The 18,646-nt window shown below is 68.2% G+C and carries 15 protein-coding genes; 4 read left to right on the top strand and 11 right to left on the bottom strand.

The genetic code is table 11. From position 1 onward, the window contains the following. The first annotated feature begins 24 nt into the window (after positions 1-24). Entirely contained in the window at positions 25-1,470 is a 1,446-nt protein-coding gene (locus ACM0PB_RS12825; RefSeq protein WP_065185527.1) for a glutamate synthase small subunit GltD family protein, read from the top strand. On the opposite strand, the gene ACM0PB_RS12820 is transcribed toward ACM0PB_RS12825, so the two are convergent. Continuing rightward, on the bottom strand, positions 1,456-3,864 hold the full coding sequence (locus ACM0PB_RS12820; RefSeq protein ID WP_414604515.1) for an ATP-binding protein: 2,409 nt from the start codon (positions 3,862-3,864) through the stop codon (positions 1,456-1,458). The genes ACM0PB_RS12825 and ACM0PB_RS12820 overlap by 15 nt on opposite strands. A gap of 167 nt (positions 3,865-4,031) precedes the next feature. Here ACM0PB_RS12820 and ACM0PB_RS12815 point away from each other — a divergent pair, with 167 nt between their 5' ends. Beyond that, a complete protein-coding gene (locus tag ACM0PB_RS12815; RefSeq protein WP_065178669.1) occupies positions 4,032-4,898 on the top strand; it encodes a methylglyoxal synthase in 867 nt (288 codons plus the stop codon). A 297-nt stretch (positions 4,899-5,195) separates the two neighbouring features. Here the strand turns inward: ACM0PB_RS12815 and ACM0PB_RS12810 are convergent, their stop codons facing one another. Genes ACM0PB_RS12810 through ttcA form a run of 3 tightly spaced genes read right to left on the bottom strand, consistent with a single transcriptional unit; the run spans position 5,196 to position 7,897 of the window. Beyond that, on the bottom strand, positions 5,196-5,975 hold the full coding sequence (locus ACM0PB_RS12810; RefSeq protein ID WP_065178668.1) for a M48 family metallopeptidase: 780 nt from the start codon (positions 5,973-5,975) through the stop codon (positions 5,196-5,198). A 59-nt stretch (positions 5,976-6,034) separates the two neighbouring features. After that, positions 6,035-6,940 (bottom strand): recombination-associated protein RdgC, encoded by a 906-nt coding sequence (locus ACM0PB_RS12805; protein WP_005421064.1) that lies wholly within the window; start codon positions 6,938-6,940, stop codon positions 6,035-6,037. Between the two features lie 36 nt (positions 6,941-6,976). Then, complete coding sequence (gene ttcA, locus ACM0PB_RS12800) at positions 6,977-7,897, bottom strand: tRNA 2-thiocytidine(32) synthetase TtcA (protein WP_172412120.1); 921 nt, start codon at positions 7,895-7,897, stop codon at positions 6,977-6,979. Positions 7,898-7,988: 91 nt separating this feature from the next. Between ttcA and ACM0PB_RS12795 the strand changes: the two genes are divergently transcribed. Then, entirely contained in the window at positions 7,989-8,192 is a 204-nt protein-coding gene (locus ACM0PB_RS12795) for a YdcH family protein (RefSeq protein WP_005421068.1), read from the top strand. Positions 8,193-8,314: 122 nt separating this feature from the next. Here the strand turns inward: ACM0PB_RS12795 and plsB are convergent, their stop codons facing one another. From plsB to ACM0PB_RS12770, 5 genes are all read right to left on the bottom strand, one after another. After that, on the bottom strand, positions 8,315-10,951 hold the full coding sequence (gene plsB / locus ACM0PB_RS12790; RefSeq protein WP_414604510.1) for a glycerol-3-phosphate 1-O-acyltransferase PlsB: 2,637 nt from the start codon (positions 10,949-10,951) through the stop codon (positions 8,315-8,317). After that, on the bottom strand, positions 10,951-11,904 hold the full coding sequence (locus ACM0PB_RS12785; protein ID WP_414604509.1) for a hypothetical protein: 954 nt from the start codon (positions 11,902-11,904) through the stop codon (positions 10,951-10,953). Before ACM0PB_RS12785 ends, plsB begins: the two co-directional genes overlap by 1 nt. A gap of 316 nt (positions 11,905-12,220) precedes the next feature. After that, positions 12,221-13,042: a S1 family peptidase gene (locus ACM0PB_RS12780; RefSeq protein WP_262220133.1), complete on the bottom strand. Its 822-nt coding sequence runs from the start codon at positions 13,040-13,042 to the stop codon at positions 12,221-12,223. Between the two features lie 218 nt (positions 13,043-13,260). Beyond that, entirely contained in the window at positions 13,261-13,986 is a 726-nt protein-coding gene (gene pyrF / locus ACM0PB_RS12775) for an orotidine-5'-phosphate decarboxylase (RefSeq protein WP_005421084.1), read from the bottom strand. After that, the gene (locus ACM0PB_RS12770; RefSeq protein ID WP_005421086.1) at positions 13,983-14,906 is read right to left on the bottom strand and encodes a 5'-nucleotidase, lipoprotein e(P4) family; all 924 of its coding nucleotides are present in this window, start codon (positions 14,904-14,906) and stop codon (positions 13,983-13,985) included. Before ACM0PB_RS12770 ends, pyrF begins: the two co-directional genes overlap by 4 nt. Positions 14,907-15,007: 101 nt before the next feature. Between ACM0PB_RS12770 and ACM0PB_RS12765 the strand changes: the two genes are divergently transcribed. Next, the gene (locus tag ACM0PB_RS12765; protein ID WP_414604508.1) at positions 15,008-15,661 is read left to right on the top strand and encodes a YceH family protein; all 654 of its coding nucleotides are present in this window, start codon (positions 15,008-15,010) and stop codon (positions 15,659-15,661) included. 124 nt (positions 15,662-15,785) lie between these two features. On the opposite strand, the gene ACM0PB_RS12760 is transcribed toward ACM0PB_RS12765, so the two are convergent. Then, a complete protein-coding gene (locus ACM0PB_RS12760) occupies positions 15,786-16,310 on the bottom strand; it encodes a GNAT family N-acetyltransferase (protein WP_065178664.1) in 525 nt (174 codons plus the stop codon). A gap of 260 nt (positions 16,311-16,570) precedes the next feature. Further along, positions 16,571-18,547, bottom strand: a complete 1,977-nt coding sequence (locus ACM0PB_RS12755; protein ID WP_053498020.1) for a UvrD-helicase domain-containing protein — start codon at positions 18,545-18,547, stop codon at positions 16,571-16,573. Positions 18,548-18,646: the final 99 nt, after the last annotated feature.

Genomic DNA, 18,646 nt, shown 5'->3' with positions numbered 1-18,646 from the left:
CCGTAAAACACCACAGAGTCCGCCATGAGCCGCAAGCACGCCTTCCAGTTCCTCGACCTGCCCCGCACCATGCCGCAGCGCATCCCGGTGGAACTGCGCACGTCCGGCGACTGGGGCGAGCTGTACGGCAAGTTCGGCAAGGAAGACGCCCAGTACCAGGCGGGCCGCTGCCTGGACTGCGGCAACCCGTACTGCAGCTGGAAGTGCCCGGTGCACAACGCCATTCCGCAGTGGCTGCAGCTGGTGCAGGAGAACCGCATCCACGAGGCCGCCACGCTGTGCCACAGCACCAATCCGCTGCCGGAAGTGTGCGGCCGGGTCTGCCCGCAGGATCGGCTGTGCGAAGGCAGCTGCACGCTGGAGGAATTCGGCGCGGTCACCATCGGCGCGGTGGAGAAGTACATCGTCGATACCGCACTGGCCAGTGGCTGGCGCCCGGACCTGGGCGCGGTGCAGCCGACCGGCCACAGTGTGGCGGTGATTGGTGCCGGCCCGGCCGGGCTGGCCTGTGCCGACCGCCTGGCACGCGCCGGCATTGCCGCCGTGGTCTACGACCGCTACGAGCAGATCGGTGGCCTGCTGCAGTTCGGCATTCCCAGCTTCAAGCTGGACAAGGACGTGATCCATCGCCGCCGTGACGTACTGGAAGGCATGGGCGTGCAGTTCCGCCTCGGCGTGGAGATCGGCCGTGATGTCAGCGTGCAGCAGTTGCTGGACAGCCACGATGCGGTGTTCATCGGCACCGGCGCCTACCGCTATACCGATGGTGGCCTGGTCGGCCAGGACCTGAAGGGCGTGCTGCCGGCGCTGCCGTTCCTGGTGCAGAACAGCCGCATCGTCGGCGGCGATGATCCGAAGGGCCGGCCGATCGCCGGCTGGGAAGACACCATCGCCCTGCCCGACCTCAACGGCAAGCGCGTGGTGGTTCTGGGCGGTGGCGATACCGGCATGGACTGCGTGCGCAGTGCGGTGCGGCTGGGCGCGGCCAAGGTCACCTGCGCCTATCGCCGCGACGAAGCCAACATGCCCGGCAGCGCGCGCGAAGTCGCCAATGCACGCGAGGAAGGGGTGCGCTTCCTGTTCAACCGGCAGCCGCTGTCGATCGAAGCCGGCGCCGACGACGAGGTGATCGGCGTGACCGTGGTCGAGACCCGGCTGGGCGAGCCCGATGCCAATGGCCGCCAGAACGCGGTGCCGATCGAAGGCAGTGAGTCGCTGCTGGAAGCAGACGTGGTGATCATCGCCTTCGGCTTCTCGCCGAGCGTGCCGGCGTGGCTGGCGGAACTGGGGGTGGAAGGCCAGCCCAATGGCCGCATCCTCGCCGGTGGCAAGGACCGCCTGCCGTTCCAGACCGCGCATCCACGCCTGTTCGCCGGTGGCGACGCGGTGCGTGGTGCCGATCTCGTGGTAACCGCGGTGGCCGAAGGCCGCGACGCCGCTGCCAGCATCGTCCGCCTACTGGCACACTGAGTCCGGCAACAGCAGCACTTCCAGCAGCGCGCGCAGTTCGTGCACCTCCAGCGGCTTGGCCAGGAAATGGTCGATGCCCGCATCACGGCAGGCCTCACGGGTGCGCTCCAGCACGCTGGCAGTCAGCGCAATGATCGGGACCCGCGCACGGGTGGCGCAGGCGTCGCTCCGGATCGCCCGGGCCAGCGCGAAGCCATCCATGTGCGGCATGTGGCAGTCGGTGATGACCAGGTCGAACGGTTGCGCCTGCCAGGCCTCCCATGCCTGCAGGCCGTCGCTGCAGGCGTGCACCTGCAGTCCCAGCTCGCACAGACGTTGTGCCAGCAACTGCAGGTTGGTCGGATGATCCTCGGCCACCAGCACCCGCGCCGGCGGCAACGGTCGTTGCGCGGGCCGTGCCGTCGCCGGGCACGCAGCGGGGGCCGCACAGGCCGCCAGGTCCAGCTCCAGCCACACGGTGGTGCCCTTGCCGGGCACGCTGCGCAGGTGCAGACGCCCGCCCATCGACGTCGCCAGCTCGCGGCAGATCGACAGCCCCAGGCCACTGCCGCCGAAACGGCGCGTGGTCGACGCCTCGGCCTGCTCGTAGGCGGCAAACACCGCCTGTTGCCGCTCCACGCTGATGCCCACGCCCGTATCGGTCACCTGCAGGCGCAGTCGCTGGCCGCCGTCGCGCTGCTGCAGCACGCGGACCTGCAACACCACGCTTCCCTGCAGGGTGAACTTGAGCGCATTGCCGGCCAGGTTGAACAGGACCTGCCGCAGGCGCAGCCCGTCAGCCAGCGACCAGGGCTGCAACGTCGGGTCGATCTCGCTGCACAGGTGCAGCCCGCGGCTGGCCGCGACGGGCATCAACAGCTGCTGCACCGCGCCCACCAGCGCCGCCAGATCGGTCGGACGCAGCTGCAGGGGCGCCGGTTGCAGGCGCTGGCTGTGCAGCACATCGTCGAGGATCTGCCGCAGCATCTGCGCAGCGTCACCGACGGTGGTCAGCACCTGCCGCTGGCCCGCATCCAGGTCCGTGCCAGCCAGCCGCTCCAGCATGCCCAGCAGGGTGCTCATCGGCGTGCGGATCTCGTGGCTCATGGTCGCCAGGAAATGGCCCTTGGCCAGTGCCGCCTGCTCGGCCGCGCGGCGCGCCTCGGCCAACGCCGTTGCACGCGCCTGGGCTTCGCTGACGTCCATCCAGTAGCCGCTCCACTCCACGCTGCTGTCATCGCACGGCAACGGTCGTCCCTGTGATCGGACCCAGCGCCAGCCCTGTGCCGACCGGGTGCGGAAGGTGACGTCGATCGGACCGCGCACGAGCGCGGCCGCTTCGATGCTCGCCATCACCCGGCTGCGGTCACCGGCATGCACGGCCGCCAGCAGCTGCAGATGGTCGATCCGCTCAGTCTCCACGGCTACGCCGAACAGCGCCTGCACGTCGCCGGCGATCTGCGCCAGGCTGTAGTGGCCGGTTGCCGAACGGCGCGCCTGGTAGACCACCGCCGGCAGGTTCGCGGTGACTTCATGCAAGCGCTGCTCCAGCACCCGGCGACGCACGCTCTCGCGATGCACGCGCCAGTAGCCGAAGGCATGCAGCAGTATGAGCGCGAGCAGGATCAGCGACACCGGCACCAGCCAGCGCAGTGCCGAACCGGCGGGACGCGCACGTGGCAGTTCCGGCAGCCAGGCACTGCGAACCGATGCCCGACGCGCATCGCCCTCCCGCTGCAGCTCCCGGTCGAAGGCAGCGACCACCGCGGCACAGGCCGGTACAGCGGCCAGCACCAGTGCATCGCCGAAGCCAGCGGGTGCTGCGATCACCAGAGGGTCACCCGGCACGGCGCGAAGCGCGGCTTCGACTTCGGCGAGATTGGCCACCACGGCATCGACCAGCCCGGCGCGCAGCAGTGACAGCGCGTGGTCCAGCGGCGCCGGTGCCAGCAGCTGCGCACCCGGGGCCTGTTCGGCCAGCAATGCGTCCAGCGGCAGCCGGTCCGGGCTGGCCATGCTGCGGCCACGCAGTCCCTCCAACCCCAGCACTGGCGCTGCACCCTCGCGCCGCACGATCACCTGTGGCACTTCCAGGTAGGGGCTGCTGGCCACCCAGCCGGTCGGCAGCTGTGCGCGCGGCCAGCCCAGCAGCACCTGGGTGCCAGCCGGCAGCGGGTCATCGGTGAGCACCGCTGCGGGCAACGGCCGCGCATGCTGCACCGCCTGCGGGCCCAGCAGCGGCAGGTAATCCGCAGCCAACCCCGCAAGGTCGCCCTGCGCGTTGTATGACAGCGGCGGCCGATCGGAACGCCATGCCACCTGCAGTGGACTCGCACAGCCGGACGCAGCAGCGATGCCGGGCAGCAACAGCGATGCCATGACAGCGGCGACGGCGCGGCGGCCGGCGACATTCACGGTAGACATCCTCATTTCGCGGGCAGGAACCACGGCCGCGCAGCGGTACCGCTGCCAGCCACGCTAGCGAGGCGCGCTTCCGCGACAATGAGAAAAATTGGAAAAACATCCCTATCGGCGAATGCCGACATACACTGCCGCTTCTACCCGTCCCTACGGAGCGCTCGATGCGTATCGGCCTGGCCGCCAACCGTCTCCATCACCACGATGCGCGCGCCGCGCTGTTCCGCTGGCTGCGTGCCAGCGAGGCCGGGCTGCGTGAACTGGGCGTATCGCTGCACGCGGTCGGGCGCACCCACGATGCGATCGAACGGCAGGGCTTCCTGGCCGGCTACGGCGGCCTGCACCGCTACCCCTACGGGCGCGAGGGTGGCCTGATGAAACTGGTGGCCGAAGTGGTTGGCATGGGGCCGGATCGCACCCTGGACGGTGCGATCTACCTGATCGACCCGGTCGATCCTTCCTCGGTGTTTCCGGAGGCAACCGCGCTCAAGCGGCAGTGCGTGATCCACGGCAAGCCGTTCATTTCAACCGTGGCCACTGCGCGTGACTGGATCGAGGTGGAGCGCATCCACGCCGGGCTGGCTGCTGATGCCGGTGCCGACGATCTGCATGCCTTCCAGCACCAGACGCTGGCGCTGATCGCGCACGACGCGATGAAGCCGGCGATGCTGGCCTTCGCTGACGAGCACTTCGATGTGCTGGCACGGTTCGGCGAGCGCGTGGCGACCGGCACCACCGGCCAGCGCTTGAACGAGCTGGCCTGGAGCCGCGGCTGGCCCAGCGATACGCCGTGGGTGACGCGCTACCAGAGTGGCCCGATGGGCGGCGATGCGCAGATTGCTGACCGTGTGCTGGAGGGGCGCTGCCAGCGCGCGATCTTCTTCGAGGACCCGCATGTGGCACGCCAGCACGAGGCCGATATCCAGCTGCTGGAGCGCGCGGTGACGACGGTGACCGACCAGGCGGTGTGCCTCACCGCGCCGCGGGTGGCGGCACGCTGGGCGGCCGCGGCGGCATTGCGGGCGGGGTGAGGGTTTCGGCCAACGGCTGCGCCCCTCGTGGTCGGTCGTTCAAACCAGAAGCCGTGCTCGGCCAGGCGGGGTGGATTGCGCAGGGGTCGCTGCAAGTACGTCCCTGTAAGCTCGGTCGCCGCATCCATGCGGCTCACGCCCCTGCGCAACCCACCACGCCCGGCCACGGACAGATTCCGGTGTGCCCACCACGGAAGAAAGAAAGAAGAGCAGGAGCGGGTCGCGCGCTGCGCGCGCTTGTGTAGAGCCGAGCCCATGCTCGGCTGCATTCAACGGCAGCCGAGTGTGGGCTCGGCTCTACAGCAGCTGGCGTAGCATGGCTTTCAGGCGCCGACCTTCCAGCTGGAAGTAGTCGCGCTGTTCGCGCCAGGCAGGGAAACGTTGTTCGACTTCATGCCAGAACGCGGCCGAATGATTCGGCTGGATCAGGTGGCAGAGTTCGTGCACCAGCACGTACTCGAACGCTTCCGGACGACCCAGCACCAGGGCCAGGTCCAGGGCCATGCTGCCATCGGGGGCCAGCGAGCCCCACTGCGAGGACATCACCTTCAGGCGCAGGCGGCTGGGAGCGCGCGGCAGGGTGGGCAGGTACTTCGGCAGCCAGCGGCCGACGTCGGCGCGGGTCTGCGCTTCATAGAACTCGCGCAGCAGGCGGCGCAGGGTGGCGTCACCACCACGGGTCGGCCACTGCACGCAGGCACCGTGCCCGTCGATCTCCAGCCGCGCGTAGCGGCCTTCCTGCCAGCGCAGCGGCAACAGTTCACCGCGCAATGGCAGCACGCCGTCTTCGCCGGGCTGCAGCGATGCCGGCAGGCCCTGCCCCTGGTACTGCCGCAGCTGCAGCGCCAGCCAGTCGCGGTGCTGTTCCAGGAAGCGCTCGCCCATTACCAGGCTTGCGCGCGGTGGCAACGTCAACCGCGCGCCACGCTCGTCCACGCTCAGCTTGATGCGGCGCGCGCGCGGATCGCGCACGCGCAGCACCTCGATCTCGGCGTCCTCCAGGCGCAGGCGAACGGTGTCGCGCTGTACGGTGGCGGGCAGGGTCGGCGTGATCAGGCGGCGCAGCAGACGGCTCATGCGCCCAGCATAGCGCTGCTTCGGGCCGCCGGATGACCGGCGACCGTCGAGCTGCCTGTTCAGTCAGCCTTGCTGAGCTTGAACGCTTCTTCCAGCAACAGGAACAGGCGGCGGATCTCGGCGCTCTGCAGGGCGAAGCGGGCATCGAACTCGGCACGGCGGCCGTCTTCGTCGGCATGCTCCAGCTGGTCCAGGGCGCCGTCGAGGAACTTCAGCTTGCGCACGATCAGGTCGTCGCCGATCACGAAGGACAGGTTGTCCTCGAAGATCAGCGCCAGCTTGGTCACCTGCTTGCCGGCGTCCAGGTGCTTGTCAATCTCGTCGCAGCGCAGTTCCTGGTGCTGGCACTTGACCACCGCGCCGCCTTCGACCGGATCCTTCATCTCGCACTCTTCGCCCAGGCTCAGCCCGGTCGGCAGCGGCTCTCCGGCGATCCAGCCGGTCAGGATCGAGCGCGGCGCGACTTCGGCGTTCAGCGGCATCGCCGGGAAGCTGCCGAGCAACCCGCGGATGTCGGACATGAAGTATTCGCCGGTCTTGCGGCTGGAGGTATCCACCGCCACGTAGCCGTGCTGCAGGTCGATGAAGGCGTCGTTGCGCGAGGACTTCACGAAGGCGCGCGGCAGCAGTTCATGCAGCAGGTCGTCCTTCATGCGCTTGCGCTCGCGGCCACCCGGGCGCCGCCCTTCCTTCTCCTCGATCTCTTCCAGCTTGCGCTCGAGCAGGTCGTTGACCACCGCCGCCGGCAGGATCTTGTCCTCGCCGCCCACGGTCAGCCACAGGTGTTCGGCGATGCGGTGGGACAGCAGTTCCTTCTCCTCGCGGCCGAACGGCGAAATGAAGCCGCGCGAATTCATTTCCAGCGCGCCAACAGGCTTGAGCACGGCGTGCGGCAGCAGGGTATCGACTTCGGAAAAATCGGTGGTGGTCGGGAAACGGAAGAACGTCAGGTTGCGAAAGAACATGGAATTCCGGATGGCGAAGAGGAAGGGCGACCGACCTTAAACGGTGGGCGTCTCGGGATCTGCGTCGGCATCGGCCGGGGAGCCGGCCAGCCAGGCATGGGCGTCGGGCAGCGGCGTGTCGTCGCGACGGCCCAGCGCCATGAAGTCGAACAGGGTGGTGTCGGCCAGCTGCGAGGGCCGGACTTCACCCATGGCGCGCGCGATCTGCTCGATGCGGCCCGGATGGTCCTTTTCCCACTGCTTGAGCATCAGGCCGACCTGGCGGCGCTGCAGGTTCTCCTGGCTGCCGCACAGGTTGCAGGGAATGATCGGGAACTGGCGTGCCTGCGCGTAGTCGACGATGTCGCGCTCGCGCACGTAGGCCAGCGGCCGGATCACCACGTGCCTGCCGTCGTCGCTGCGCAGCTTCGGCGGCATGCCCGCCAGCTTGGCATGGTGGAACAGGTTCATGAAGAACGTGGCCACCATGTCGTCGCGGTGGTGGCCCAGCGCGATCTTGGTGAAACCGTGGGTCTCGGCGTAGTTGTACAGCGCGCCACGACGCAGGCGCGAGCACAGCGAACACATCGTCTTGCCCTCCGGGATGACCCGGCTGACCACCGAATAGGTGTCCTGCTCGATGATGTGGTACGGCACGCCCAGCCCTGCCAGGTACTCCGGCAGGATGTGCTCGGGGAAGCCCGGCTGCTTCTGGTCCAGGTTCACCGCCACCAGCTCGAACGGCACCGGCGCCTTCTTCTGCAGCTGCAGCAGTACGTCCAGCAGGGTGTAGCTGTCCTTGCCGCCGGACAGGCAGACCATGACCTTGTCGCCGGCCTCGATCATGCCGAAGTCGGCAATCGCCTCGCCGACCTGGCGGCGCAGGCGCTTGGCCAGCTTGTGCTGCTCGCGCTCGGCCACGCGTGGATCGCGGGCGGCGCGCGGCTGGGGATCGGGAAGGGAAATCACGGCACTCATGGGTTCCATTCTAACGGCTCGGAGCCGCCCCGGCCGGGGATCGGGTTTCCCCTCTCCCGGCAGTCATCAACGCTGTGTATGCTCGGAGGCTGTGGATACCTACAGCCCCGCCGAGATCGTCGAGCACCTCGCCGCCCTGCGCGCCGAGCACCGCCTGCTGGATGAACAGATCACCCGCATGGCGGCCAACGGCGAGGACGAACTGGAAGCCAAGCGCCTGAAGCGGCGCAAGCTGCAGCTGAAGGACTGCATCGCCAGGCTGGAAAGCCTGCAGATTCCCGACGAGCCGGCCTGAGCCGGGTCCGGGTGGGTGCCAACCTTGGTTGGCCTCCCTCTCCGGTAGGTGCCAACCTTGGTTGGCACGGGTGGAAGTGTGCGGACCAAGGTCCGCACCCACCGCATTGTCCGGCGCGACCTTCAATCCTGCGGCGCAGGCTCGTCCGGGCGCGCTGCTTCCGGGCTGACCCGCTCGATGGTGTGGCGCAGCTCGCGCCCCAGGATGAACTTGGCGTCCTTGGCCCAGGCATCCAGGCGTTCGTCGAACAGCAGCTTGCTGTTCTCGTCCGGCCACACCAGGCGCAGTTCGCGCAGCTTCTGGATGAAGCCGCGGAACAGGGCCTTGTCGAAGAACTCGGGAGCGGCCGGCGCATAGAGCAGGCTCAGGCGCTGCGCGGCCTGCTGGCACAGGCTTTCCAGCTCGGCCGCACCGAGCACGCCCGGGCCGTTCTTCACCAGCACCGAGATGGCGATGTAGTAGCGCTCGAACGCCTGCTGCAGCGAATGGCCGATCGCCCGCAGGCGGAACACCTCGTCGGTCTGCCCGGTGTTGCGCGCCAGGATGCCGCCGTCGTCATCGTTGACGTTCTGCAGCAGGCCTTCGCGCACGAACACGTCGATGGTGCGGTCAATGCGCTGCGCAAACTCGTCCTCGCTCCACGGCAGGAACAGCTCGGCCTGCAGGAACGGGTACACCGTGCGGCCCAGCTGGACCAGGCCGGTACGGCTCATGCGGCGGTTGTTCTGGAAGCAGCAGGCCACCCACGACGATGCGGTGAACAGGTGCACCACGTTGTTGCGGAAGTAGCTCAGCAGCACCGCGGTGTCGCCGCTGACGCTGAGCACATCGCCGAGCGGATGCTTGATGCGGGTGAGGACGTTGATCTCCTCGGCATGGGCGATGATCCGCTCCGGCGAGTGCGGGGTCACCGTCACCCGGTCCGAGTACGGCATCTCGACCAGCAGCGTCTTGCACAGCTCGATCTGCGCGATCAGGTCGGCCTCGCCCATCGCGTGCTTCGGCGTGGACAGCAGGGCCAGCGCCAGCAGGTTGATCGGGTTGACGTCGGCAGCGCCGTTGATGCGTACCTGGATGCGTTCGGCCAGCGTATCCACCGTGGTCGACAGCCAGGCCGGCTTCTCGTCCTCGGGCACCGCCTCGCCCTTCCACTCCGGGGCCTTCTCGGCCAGCACATCGTTCAGCGCGATCGGCTCGCCGAAATTCACCACCACCTGGCCGTAGTTCTGCTTGAGCACCTTGGGGATGCCCCACAGCAGCGACCAGATCGACTCCTTTTCCTTCGGCCGGCCGGACAGTTCGTCCAGGTAGCTGCCGCCCTCCATCAGCTTCTCGTAGCCGATGTAGATGGGCTGGAACAGGACCGGCTTGCGCGGCTGGCGCAGGAATGCACGCAGCGTCATCGAGATCATGCCGCCCTTGGGCTGCAGCAGGCGCCCGGTACGCGAGCGGCCGCCTTCGACGAAGTACTCCAGCGAATAGCCACCGGCCACCAGCTGCGCGACGTACTCACTGAGCACCGCAGAGTACAGCGCATTGCCACGGATCGAACGGCGGATGAAGAAAGCACCGCCCTTGCGCAGCAGGGTGCCGACCACCGGCAGGTTCAGGTTGATGCCGGCCACGATGTGCGGCGGCACGATGCCACGGTCGTACAGCAGGTAGGACAGCAGCAGGTAGTCCATGTGGCTGCGGTGGCTGGGCACGTAGACCACTTCGTGGCCCGGCGCGGCGGCCTTGAACTTTTCCAGGTGGTGCACCAGCACGCCCGCATAGATGCGGTTCCACACGTGGCTGAGCATGAAGCTGGCCGAGCGCACCACCGGGCTGGAATAGTCCGCAGCGATTTCCCAGGCGTAGGCGTGCGCCTTCTTCCAGGCATCGGCCGGCTTCGAGTTGTCGCGCTTGGCCTGTGCGGCGATCGCTTCGCGGACCGGCTCGGCGGCCAGCACCTGGTCCACCAGCAGGCGCCGGGTCGACAGGTCCGGGCCGATCACCGATTCACGGATGCGGCGGAAATGGGTGCGCAGCACGCGCTGCAGCTTGCGCACCGTGCGCTCCGGCTCCAGGCCTTCGTCGACGGTGCTGCGCAGCGAGATCGGCGGGGCGAAGCGCACGATGGTATTGCGCCCGTTCAGCAGCAGCCCCAGCAGGCGGCGGAAGCGGCCCACCAGCGCCCAGTTTTCCGAGAACAGCACCGCGAACCAGCCGCTCTGCTTGTCCGGCGCGCGGCCGACGAAGATCGACACCGGCACCAGGTGCACATCCAGGTCATCGCGCACGCGGTGCGCCTGCAGGACCTTGGCCAGCGAATCGGAGTGGGTCTTGGCGCCGCGCTGCTCGGGAATCAGCGAGTTGCTGGAGCTGCGCCGCGACAGCGCCAGATAGGCGCGCTTGCGGCCGGTCGGATCACCGGCCAGCGGCACCAGCGGCGACGGCAGGCCGGCCTGGCGGCAGGCCTTGTCCAGGATCAGCGCGTTGGACAGGCCGTAGTCTTCCAGCACGTACATGACCGGGCGGCCATCGTTGTACTGGCCCGGGTCTTCCGGTTCGATCTTCAGCGACAGCCACGGCTCGACCAGGCGACCGAGCAGGCGGGCCCACAGTGGACGGCGTCCGGCCGGACGCGCGTGCGCGGGCGGCGGTACCGGGTTCGGGCCGGTACCGGTCGAGGGGGACGCCGGCACCGTATCGGCGGGCGTCGACTGGGATTCTTCGCCGGGGAACGGCAGCGGGTTCTGTTTCGACATCGGCGCCATTATGGCTTAGCCGGCGGTGTTGCCGCTTCCCCACCCTTGGCGGGGGCTTCGGCCGGTGCTGGCGACGCAGCCGCGCGGGCCGCATCGGCCTTGCGCAGCAGCGCGTCGGTGTCGGCCAGGGTGCGGGTCAGGTACCAGTGGCCCTCGCGCCGGCTCAGTGGCAGCTGCAGGGTCATCTCGCGACCGGCCAGGTCGTAGTGCAGGCGCACCAGCGCATTGTCGCCCTCTACCGAGAGCAGCTCGCCGCGCACGCTGCGCAGCGCGTCGTCCACGCCCAGCCCGTAACTGCCCAGCACCGCCTTGAGGGTGTGGATGAACGGCGCCAGCTGCTGCAGGCTGCCTTCCATGCCGGCCGCCTGCAGGCCGGCTTCATCATCGAAGCCGACCTTGCTGGCGGCGCCGACCAGCGCGGCGATGGTACTGCGGGCACGTGCGCGGTCGCTGATCGGGGCAGCCTGCGCCCAACCCGCCAGGGTCTCGACCAGGGCGATGTAGTGGGCCTGCTGGCTGGGCGTGTAGCCCTTCTGGTGGCGCAGGTACTGCACGCCGAAGTTGCCCATCGACTGTGCGGCCTGGCGCACGGCGCCGGCCTGGCCAGCCAGCTGGCGATCGAAGCTGCGCTGCAGTTCGGCGCTGGCACCGGGCTTGCGCAGTGCGGCCAGCATCGGCAGCAGCTGGTCGCCCAGTGGCAGCTCGGTCAGCGGCCACTGGCTGTGGCCCTCCGCCCAGGCCTGCTGCAGGCGCTGGTACTGGCCCGGCGGCACCGACAGCTTTGCGTAGCCGACCAGATCATCCTCGGCCAGGCGCAACGCCATCGCCTGTACCGCAGCCACCGGCTCGGCCGCCGGCATGGCCGGATCGTTGGCAGACTCGCGGCACGCCGCCACGGCCAGCAGCAGCACGGCCGCCAGCCCCCATCCACGCGCAGACTTTCCTCGCACCGCCACGCTCATGCACTCGGACTCCCCGGACCGGCCCGCATCTTGCGGCCTGCGACGTGACAGCGGCAAGCCGGGACGTCACGGTTTCCAGCCGAGGGGGGTCAGATCTCCTCTGCTGCGGCAGAAGGGATCTGACCCCAGCGCCGCCACCGGGATAAAAAAAGAGCCCGGATCACGGGGATCACAGGCTCTTCAAGCCGGCGCGGGGCCGGAGGACAGTGTTGTGGCACATGTCCGGCCCGAGGACCGGATGGCGGCGATCCTACGCTGCCGTTCAAGTTAAGGCAACACTTCACGTAATGCTATGTATGTATTTGATTTTATTGCTTCAATCGCGTTGCCAAACCGCTTCGATGAAATCTACGGCATGTTTTTCGGCGATTCGGGCATAAATCCCCGGATAGCCGGCCAGCGCACAGCCCTCGCCCCAGCTGACGACACCGAACTGGGTCCAGCCTTCACGCAGGCGCAGCAGCAGCGGGCCTCCGGAATCCCCCTGGCAGCTGTCGATGCCCTCGCGGCCGGCGCAGATGACCTTTCCACGTGACAGTTCACCGCCGTAGGCCTGCTGGCATTCGGTGAAGGAAACGAACGGCACCTGTGCGGTCTGCAGCTGAGTCGGATAGACCCGGCCATCGCCGATGTCGGTGTCTCCCCAGCCGATCACCGTGAATTCACGGCCCGGCTTGAGATAGCTGGCGTCGGGCCGCAGCCGCAGTGCTACCGGCTGTGCGCCGACCAGCGGTGCGCTGAGCTGGATCAGGGCGACGTCGTGCTCCAGCGAATTGCCGCTGTTGAATGCCGGATGGACGTGGATCGCCTTGACGTTGGAGGGTCGTGGTCCGGCGTCAGTGGACAGGGCCGTGACCTTGCCGACAACGGCGATGCCACCAGGCGCTTCGCCCTGCATGCAGTGCGCGGCCGTCAGCACCCACGAGGGTGAGATGAGGGTGCCCCCGCAGAAGTGGCGATCATGGTCCGAATCGCCGTCGAAGATGCCCTGGATGCTGACCATGAACGGGTACTCGTCGGCCGGCGCCGCTTCGCCGCCGATGATGCGCGGCGCATCGCGCAGCTGCGGCGCAGCGATGGCGGGTACGGCAGACGCGGCCAACAGCAGGCCGATGAACAAAGAGGTGCTGCGATACATTTCCCTGTACTCCTCTGTCGATGGTTGGAACCGGCGCGGCCGCGGTCCGTACCGGTGCATCGATTGGGGAGCAGTGGAGAGGCCCACAGCGCGAACCTGCGCACAGTTCTCATGGCTGGCGCCGCCTGCGACAACTGCAGACCCACAAATGCGAACGCCATCCCGCATGGATCGGGATGGCGTTCGTGGTGCCGGCGTGACCGGCGTCGGCTGTGGGCTCAGCGTGCAGCCAGAGCCGACGCGATTTCCTGCTGGATCGCCCGCGCTGCGGCCTGCGGATCGGCGGCCAGGCGGATCGGGCGACCGACCACGATGGCATCGGCGCCATCGGCAAAGGCCTGCGCTACGCCAACGGTACGCTTCTGGTCATCGCCGACCGGGCCACCGGGGCGGATGCCCGGGCAGACGATCGAGAATCCGCTGCCGGTGGCAGCGCGGATCGGGCCGGCCTCCTGGCCCGAAGCGATCACGCCATCGATGCCGGCGGCCTGGGCGGCCAGCGCGCGCTCGACCACCACGTCCACCGGTTCGCGGTCGATGCCCATCTGTGCGAGGTCGGGGCGACCCATCGAGGTCAGCACGGTCACTGCCAGCAGGCGCATGTCGCCGCTGTTGGCGGCGGCGCACGCCTCCATCATGGCCGGGTGCCAGCCATGGATGGTGGCGTAGCTGACCGGCCACTGCGACAGGCGCTTGATCACCGCCGCAGCCGTGGCCGGGATGTCGAAGAACTTCAGGTCGACGAACACGCGCTTGTCGCGGCGGGCCAGCTCATCGAGCACCTGGAAGTACTCGCCGGAGGCGAGCAGTTCCATGCCGATCTTGTAGAACGCCACGCTGTCGCCCAGGCGGTCGACCCACGCCAGCGCCTGCGCGCGGTCAGGCACGTCCAGCGCGAAGATCAGGCGCTCGTCGTCGCGCAGCGGCAGTGGCGCGCGGCTCATGGTGCGTAGTCCAGGGCGGCGCGCTTGGCGTCGTGGCGGGCCTGGCGCGACTGGCTGTAATCGTTGTTGAACTGCGCCGGCTCGAAGCCGCCGTAGGTCGGGTTCGGCAGCATCCACCAGCGCTCGCCGAACCAGTCGTGGTACTGCTGCAGCAGGGCGTCACGGCCTTCGTTGGTGTTGGCGGTCACTTCCACGAAGTCACCCAGCTGGTCGCCGAACTGCATCAGCACGCGGTACTTCTGCCCGGCCAGGCGGCGGCGGCAGTTCTTCTCGCTGCCAGCCTGCTCGCAGCCTTCGACCACGGTGCCCAGGCCCAGGAACACGCTGTCATCGGCCACCGGCAGGCCCTGCTCGCGCAGGTTGGCCAGGGTCGCGTCCTTCAGGTGCACGGCACGGTTGGAGATGTACAGCAGGGTCACGCCCTTGGCGTTGGCCGCCTTGGCGAAATCAACCACGCCCGGGATCGCCTTGGCCTTCTTTTCGGCCACCCACTGGTCCCAGCTCAGCTCGTCGTATTCCTTGCCGTCGCGCACCAGGCGCGCCTGGTAGGGCGAGTTGTCCAGCACGGTCTCGTCCACGTCCAGCACCACGGCCGGCTTCAGGCCCTTGGCCTCGTTGCCGCGTTCTTCCGGCACCAGAGCATCCCAATGGGCTTCCTTCAGCGCCACGTCCAGGTGGTCGGCGGCGGCGCGGTAGGTCTGCTCGGTGATCGCCCTGTACTCCTGCGCACGCTGCATCCACAGCACGGCGTTGAGGTTGTCGTTGGCGGTGGCATCACGCGCGCCATCGGCCTTGGCGGCGGACGCCGGGGCCTGCGGCGCCGCGGCTTCAGCGGCAGGCGCGTCCACGCGCTTGCAGGCGGACAGGCCCAGCGCCGCGGTGGCGAGCAGGGTCAGGGACAGGGAAACAGGACGACGCATGGATTCACCGGCAATCAGATATACCGGCGCATTTTACCGGCAAAGCCGGCCCTGGGACGGCTATGCTTGGTGGTTGACCCGCTGCTCTTCCGGAGGCCGCCATGACCGATTCCACCCAGACCCCTGACGTCCCCCTGCTCGATGCGGTGCAGGCCCGCCTGCTGGGCTGCCTGGTGGAGAAGGAGGCGACCACCCCGGACACCTACCCGTTGACCGTCAATGCCGCCCAATCGGCGGCCAACCAGAAGACCGCCCGCGAGCCGGTGATGAACGTGGACGCCGGCAGCGTGCAGCACGCGCTGCGCCAGCTGGAATCACTGGGCCTGGCCCGCCAGCACTTCTCCTCGCGCGCCGACCGCTACGAGCACCGCCTGCAGGCCGCGCTGGACCTGACCCGGCAACAGACCGTGCTGCTGGCGCTGCTGCTGCTGCGCGGCCCACAGACCCTGGGCGAGCTGGTGTCGCGCAGCGAGCGTCTGTACCGGTTTGCGGATATCGACGAAGCCCGCCACGCCGTCGAGCGCCTGCAGCAGCGCGCGCTGCTGGTGGTGCTGCCGCGCGCCAGCGGCCAGCGCGAAGACCGCTACATGCACCTGCTGTGCGGTGAAGTGGATGGTGCCGCGCTGGCGGCCAAGTACGCCAGCAGTGGCGGGGGCAGCAGCGATGCGGCCGATCCGGGCCTGGCCGAGCGCGTGGCCCAGTTGGAAGCGGCCGTGGCCGAGCTGCAGGCGCAGCTGGCAGAACTGCGCGGTTAAGGTCCACATCCGGTAGTGCCGGCCGCTGGCCGGCATCCAGGCATCACCGGGTTGCCGGCCAGCGGCCGGCACCCCGGTGATGCCTGGATGCCGGCCAGCGGCCGGCACCTACGATCATCAGGGATCAGACCTCCGCCGCTCCCGGCGTGGCATACAGCCGGCTCGGACTGTCCACGCCCGGCAGCTGGATCACTCCGCGCTCCTGCATGCCCAAGCCCAGCAGGATCTTCCCGGACACCACGTTGTCCAGATCGGTAATGCCATACAGATCCCGCAAGCCCAGCGCTCCGCGTGCATGCGCGAACACCGCACGCGCCGCCTCACCGGCGTAGCCCTGCCCGGCAAATTCCGAGAGCACCGCATAGCCGATGTCCGGCCCCGGCAGGCCATCACGCCGCACCAGCCCGGCATTGCCCAGCCACGCGCCATCGGACAAGCGCTCGATGGCATACATGCCGAACCCGTTCAACGCATAGCTGTGCAGCACCCGCAGCGCGATGTACTCCCGCGCCTGCTCCTCGCTGCGTACGTTGCGGTCGCCGATGAAACGCAAGAAGCCCGGATCATTCAACAGCGCCAGCATCGGCACCGCATCGCGATCAGGCTCGATCGCACGCAGGCGCAGACGTTCACTCTCGATCGGTTGCACAGGCAGACCTCCAGCCGAAACCCCGATTCTGCCTCAACCCCGGCTGCTGCTTTTGATTTTCTTTTTTCTTTCCGTGGCTGGCGCGCACGGACACTGTCAGGGGCCGGGCGGGTGGGCTGGGCGGGACCGTCCGCGGCATGGATGCCGCGGCCGAGCCCCCATGGATGGGTTTACGGCGTGTCGCGACCGGCCCACCCGCCCGGCCCCCCACGAGTGCATTGCGAACGGCGCCAACCACGAGGGGCCGCGCCGTTCGCCGATCAGTCGAACAACGCCTCGATCGCCGCCAACCCCGCGCTCGCCCGTTCCTTCTTCCGCGCTGCATCGGCCACCGGATCGGCACCGTCGCGCTGGATCTCCTCGGCCGGGATCTCATCGAAGAACCGGCTCGGCTTCAGCCGCACATGCTCGCCGAACTTGCGCGTGAGCTTGCTGTAACTCATCCACAGCTGGATCTTGGCGCGGGTGATGCCCACGTACAGCAGGCGACGTTCTTCCTGCAGGTTGCCCTCATCCAGGCTGACCTGGTGCGGCAACACGCCGTCCTCGCAGCCGACGATGAACACGTACGGGAACTCCAGGCCCTTGGAAGCGTGCAGGGTCATCATGCGCACCTGGTTGCCGCCCTCGTCCTTGTCGCTGCGCGAGAGCAGCGCCAGCTGGCCGGCCAGGTCGGCGGCGGTGGCACCGCGCGGGCCGCCCTCGAACCACTGCGCCAGTTCCTCGATGTTGTTCGCCCGGCGCTGGTAGCTGGCCTCTTCCTTGGCCTGCTGGCGCAGCTCGCTCAGCAACCCCGATTCCTTGGCCACCTTGCGGATCATGTCGCCGGACGTCACCTGGCGCATCTGCGCCCGCAGGTCGCGCAGGATGTCGGTGAAGCGCGCCAGGCTGTTGGCCGCGCGCGGCGGCAACTGCTGCAGGGCGCCGATGGTCTCGGCCACATGCGCCATCGGCATGTCCTTTTCCTGCGCCAGCTCGGCCAGCCTGGCCAGCGTACCGGCACCCACATCGCGCTTGGGCGACTGCACCGCCCGCATGAACGCGGTGTCATCGTCCGGGTTCACCAGCAGCCGCAGCCAGGCCAGCGTGTCCTTCACTTCCTGGCGTTCCAGGAACATCGTGCCGCCGGTCAGGTGGTAGGGGATGCGCAGCAGCTGCATCGCCTTTTCCAGCGGCCGCGACTGGAAGTTGCCACGGAACAGGATGCAGAAATCACTCCACGGCACGTTGCGCGACTGCGCCACGAAGGCGATTTCGGCGGCGACCTTTTCCGCTTCGTGCTCACTGTTGCGGCACTCCCACACGCGGATGCGCTCACCGTCGGCCTGGTCGCTCCACAGCTTCTTCAGGTGTTCGTGCGGGTTGTTGGCGATCAGCGCATTGGCTGCACGCAGCACGCGGTTGGAGCAGCGGTAGTTCTGCTCCAGCTTGATGATTTCCAGCGTGGGGTAGTCACGCCCCATCTGCTGCAGGTTCTCCGGGTTGGCGCCACGCCAGGCGTAGATCGACTGGTCATCGTCTCCCACGCAGGTGAAATTGCCCTTCTCACCAGCCAGCTGCTTGAGCAGGCGGTATTGCGCGTCGTTGGTGTCCTGGCATTCGTCCACCAGCAGGTAGCCGATGCGCTCGCGCCAGGCCAGGGCGATCTCGGGGTTCTCTTCCAGGATCTGCACCGGCAGGCGGATCAGGTCATCGAAATCGACCGCATTGAACGCGGTCAGCCGCAGCTGGTAGCGCTCGTAGACGCTGGCCGCTTCCTTCTCGCGGTTGCTGCGTGCGGCGGCCATCGCCTGCTCGGGCGACAGCCCGGCGTTCTTCGCGCGCGACACCAGGTTCTTCATGTCCTCGATGTCATCGGGCTTGGCGCCGTGCATCAGGTCCTTGATCTGCGCGGCGGCATCATCGGCATCGAAGATGGAGAAGCCGCGCTTCAGGCCCACGGCGGCATGTTCGATCTGCAGGAACTTCAGGCCCAGCGCATGGAAGGTGCAGATGGTCACCTCGTCGGCGTCCTGCTCGCGCAGGCGCTTGGCCACGCGCTCGCGCATTTCCTTGGCCGATTTGTTGGTGAAGGTGATCGCCGCGATGCGGCGCGCCGGATAGCGGCCACTGCCGATCAGGTGGGCGATCTTCTCCACGATCACCCGCGTCTTGCCGCTGCCGGCGCCGGCGAGCACCAGCAAGGGGCCTTCGATGTGCAGGACGGCGGCGGCTTGGGGGGGATTGAGACCGTGCATGGGGACAGGATTGTAGCGGGGTGCCGGCGGGCCGACCTGACTTGCATGACGCCTGGCCCTAAGGTATTGAGTCGACTCCGGAACACAGGAGCGTGGTCC

The sequence above is a fragment of the Stenotrophomonas sp. AR029 genome (assembly GCF_047520695.2).
In the GTDB taxonomy this organism is placed as follows: Bacteria; Pseudomonadota; Gammaproteobacteria; order Xanthomonadales; family Xanthomonadaceae; genus Stenotrophomonas; species Stenotrophomonas sepilia.
This window is presented reverse-complemented; position numbering and strand designations above follow the sequence as displayed.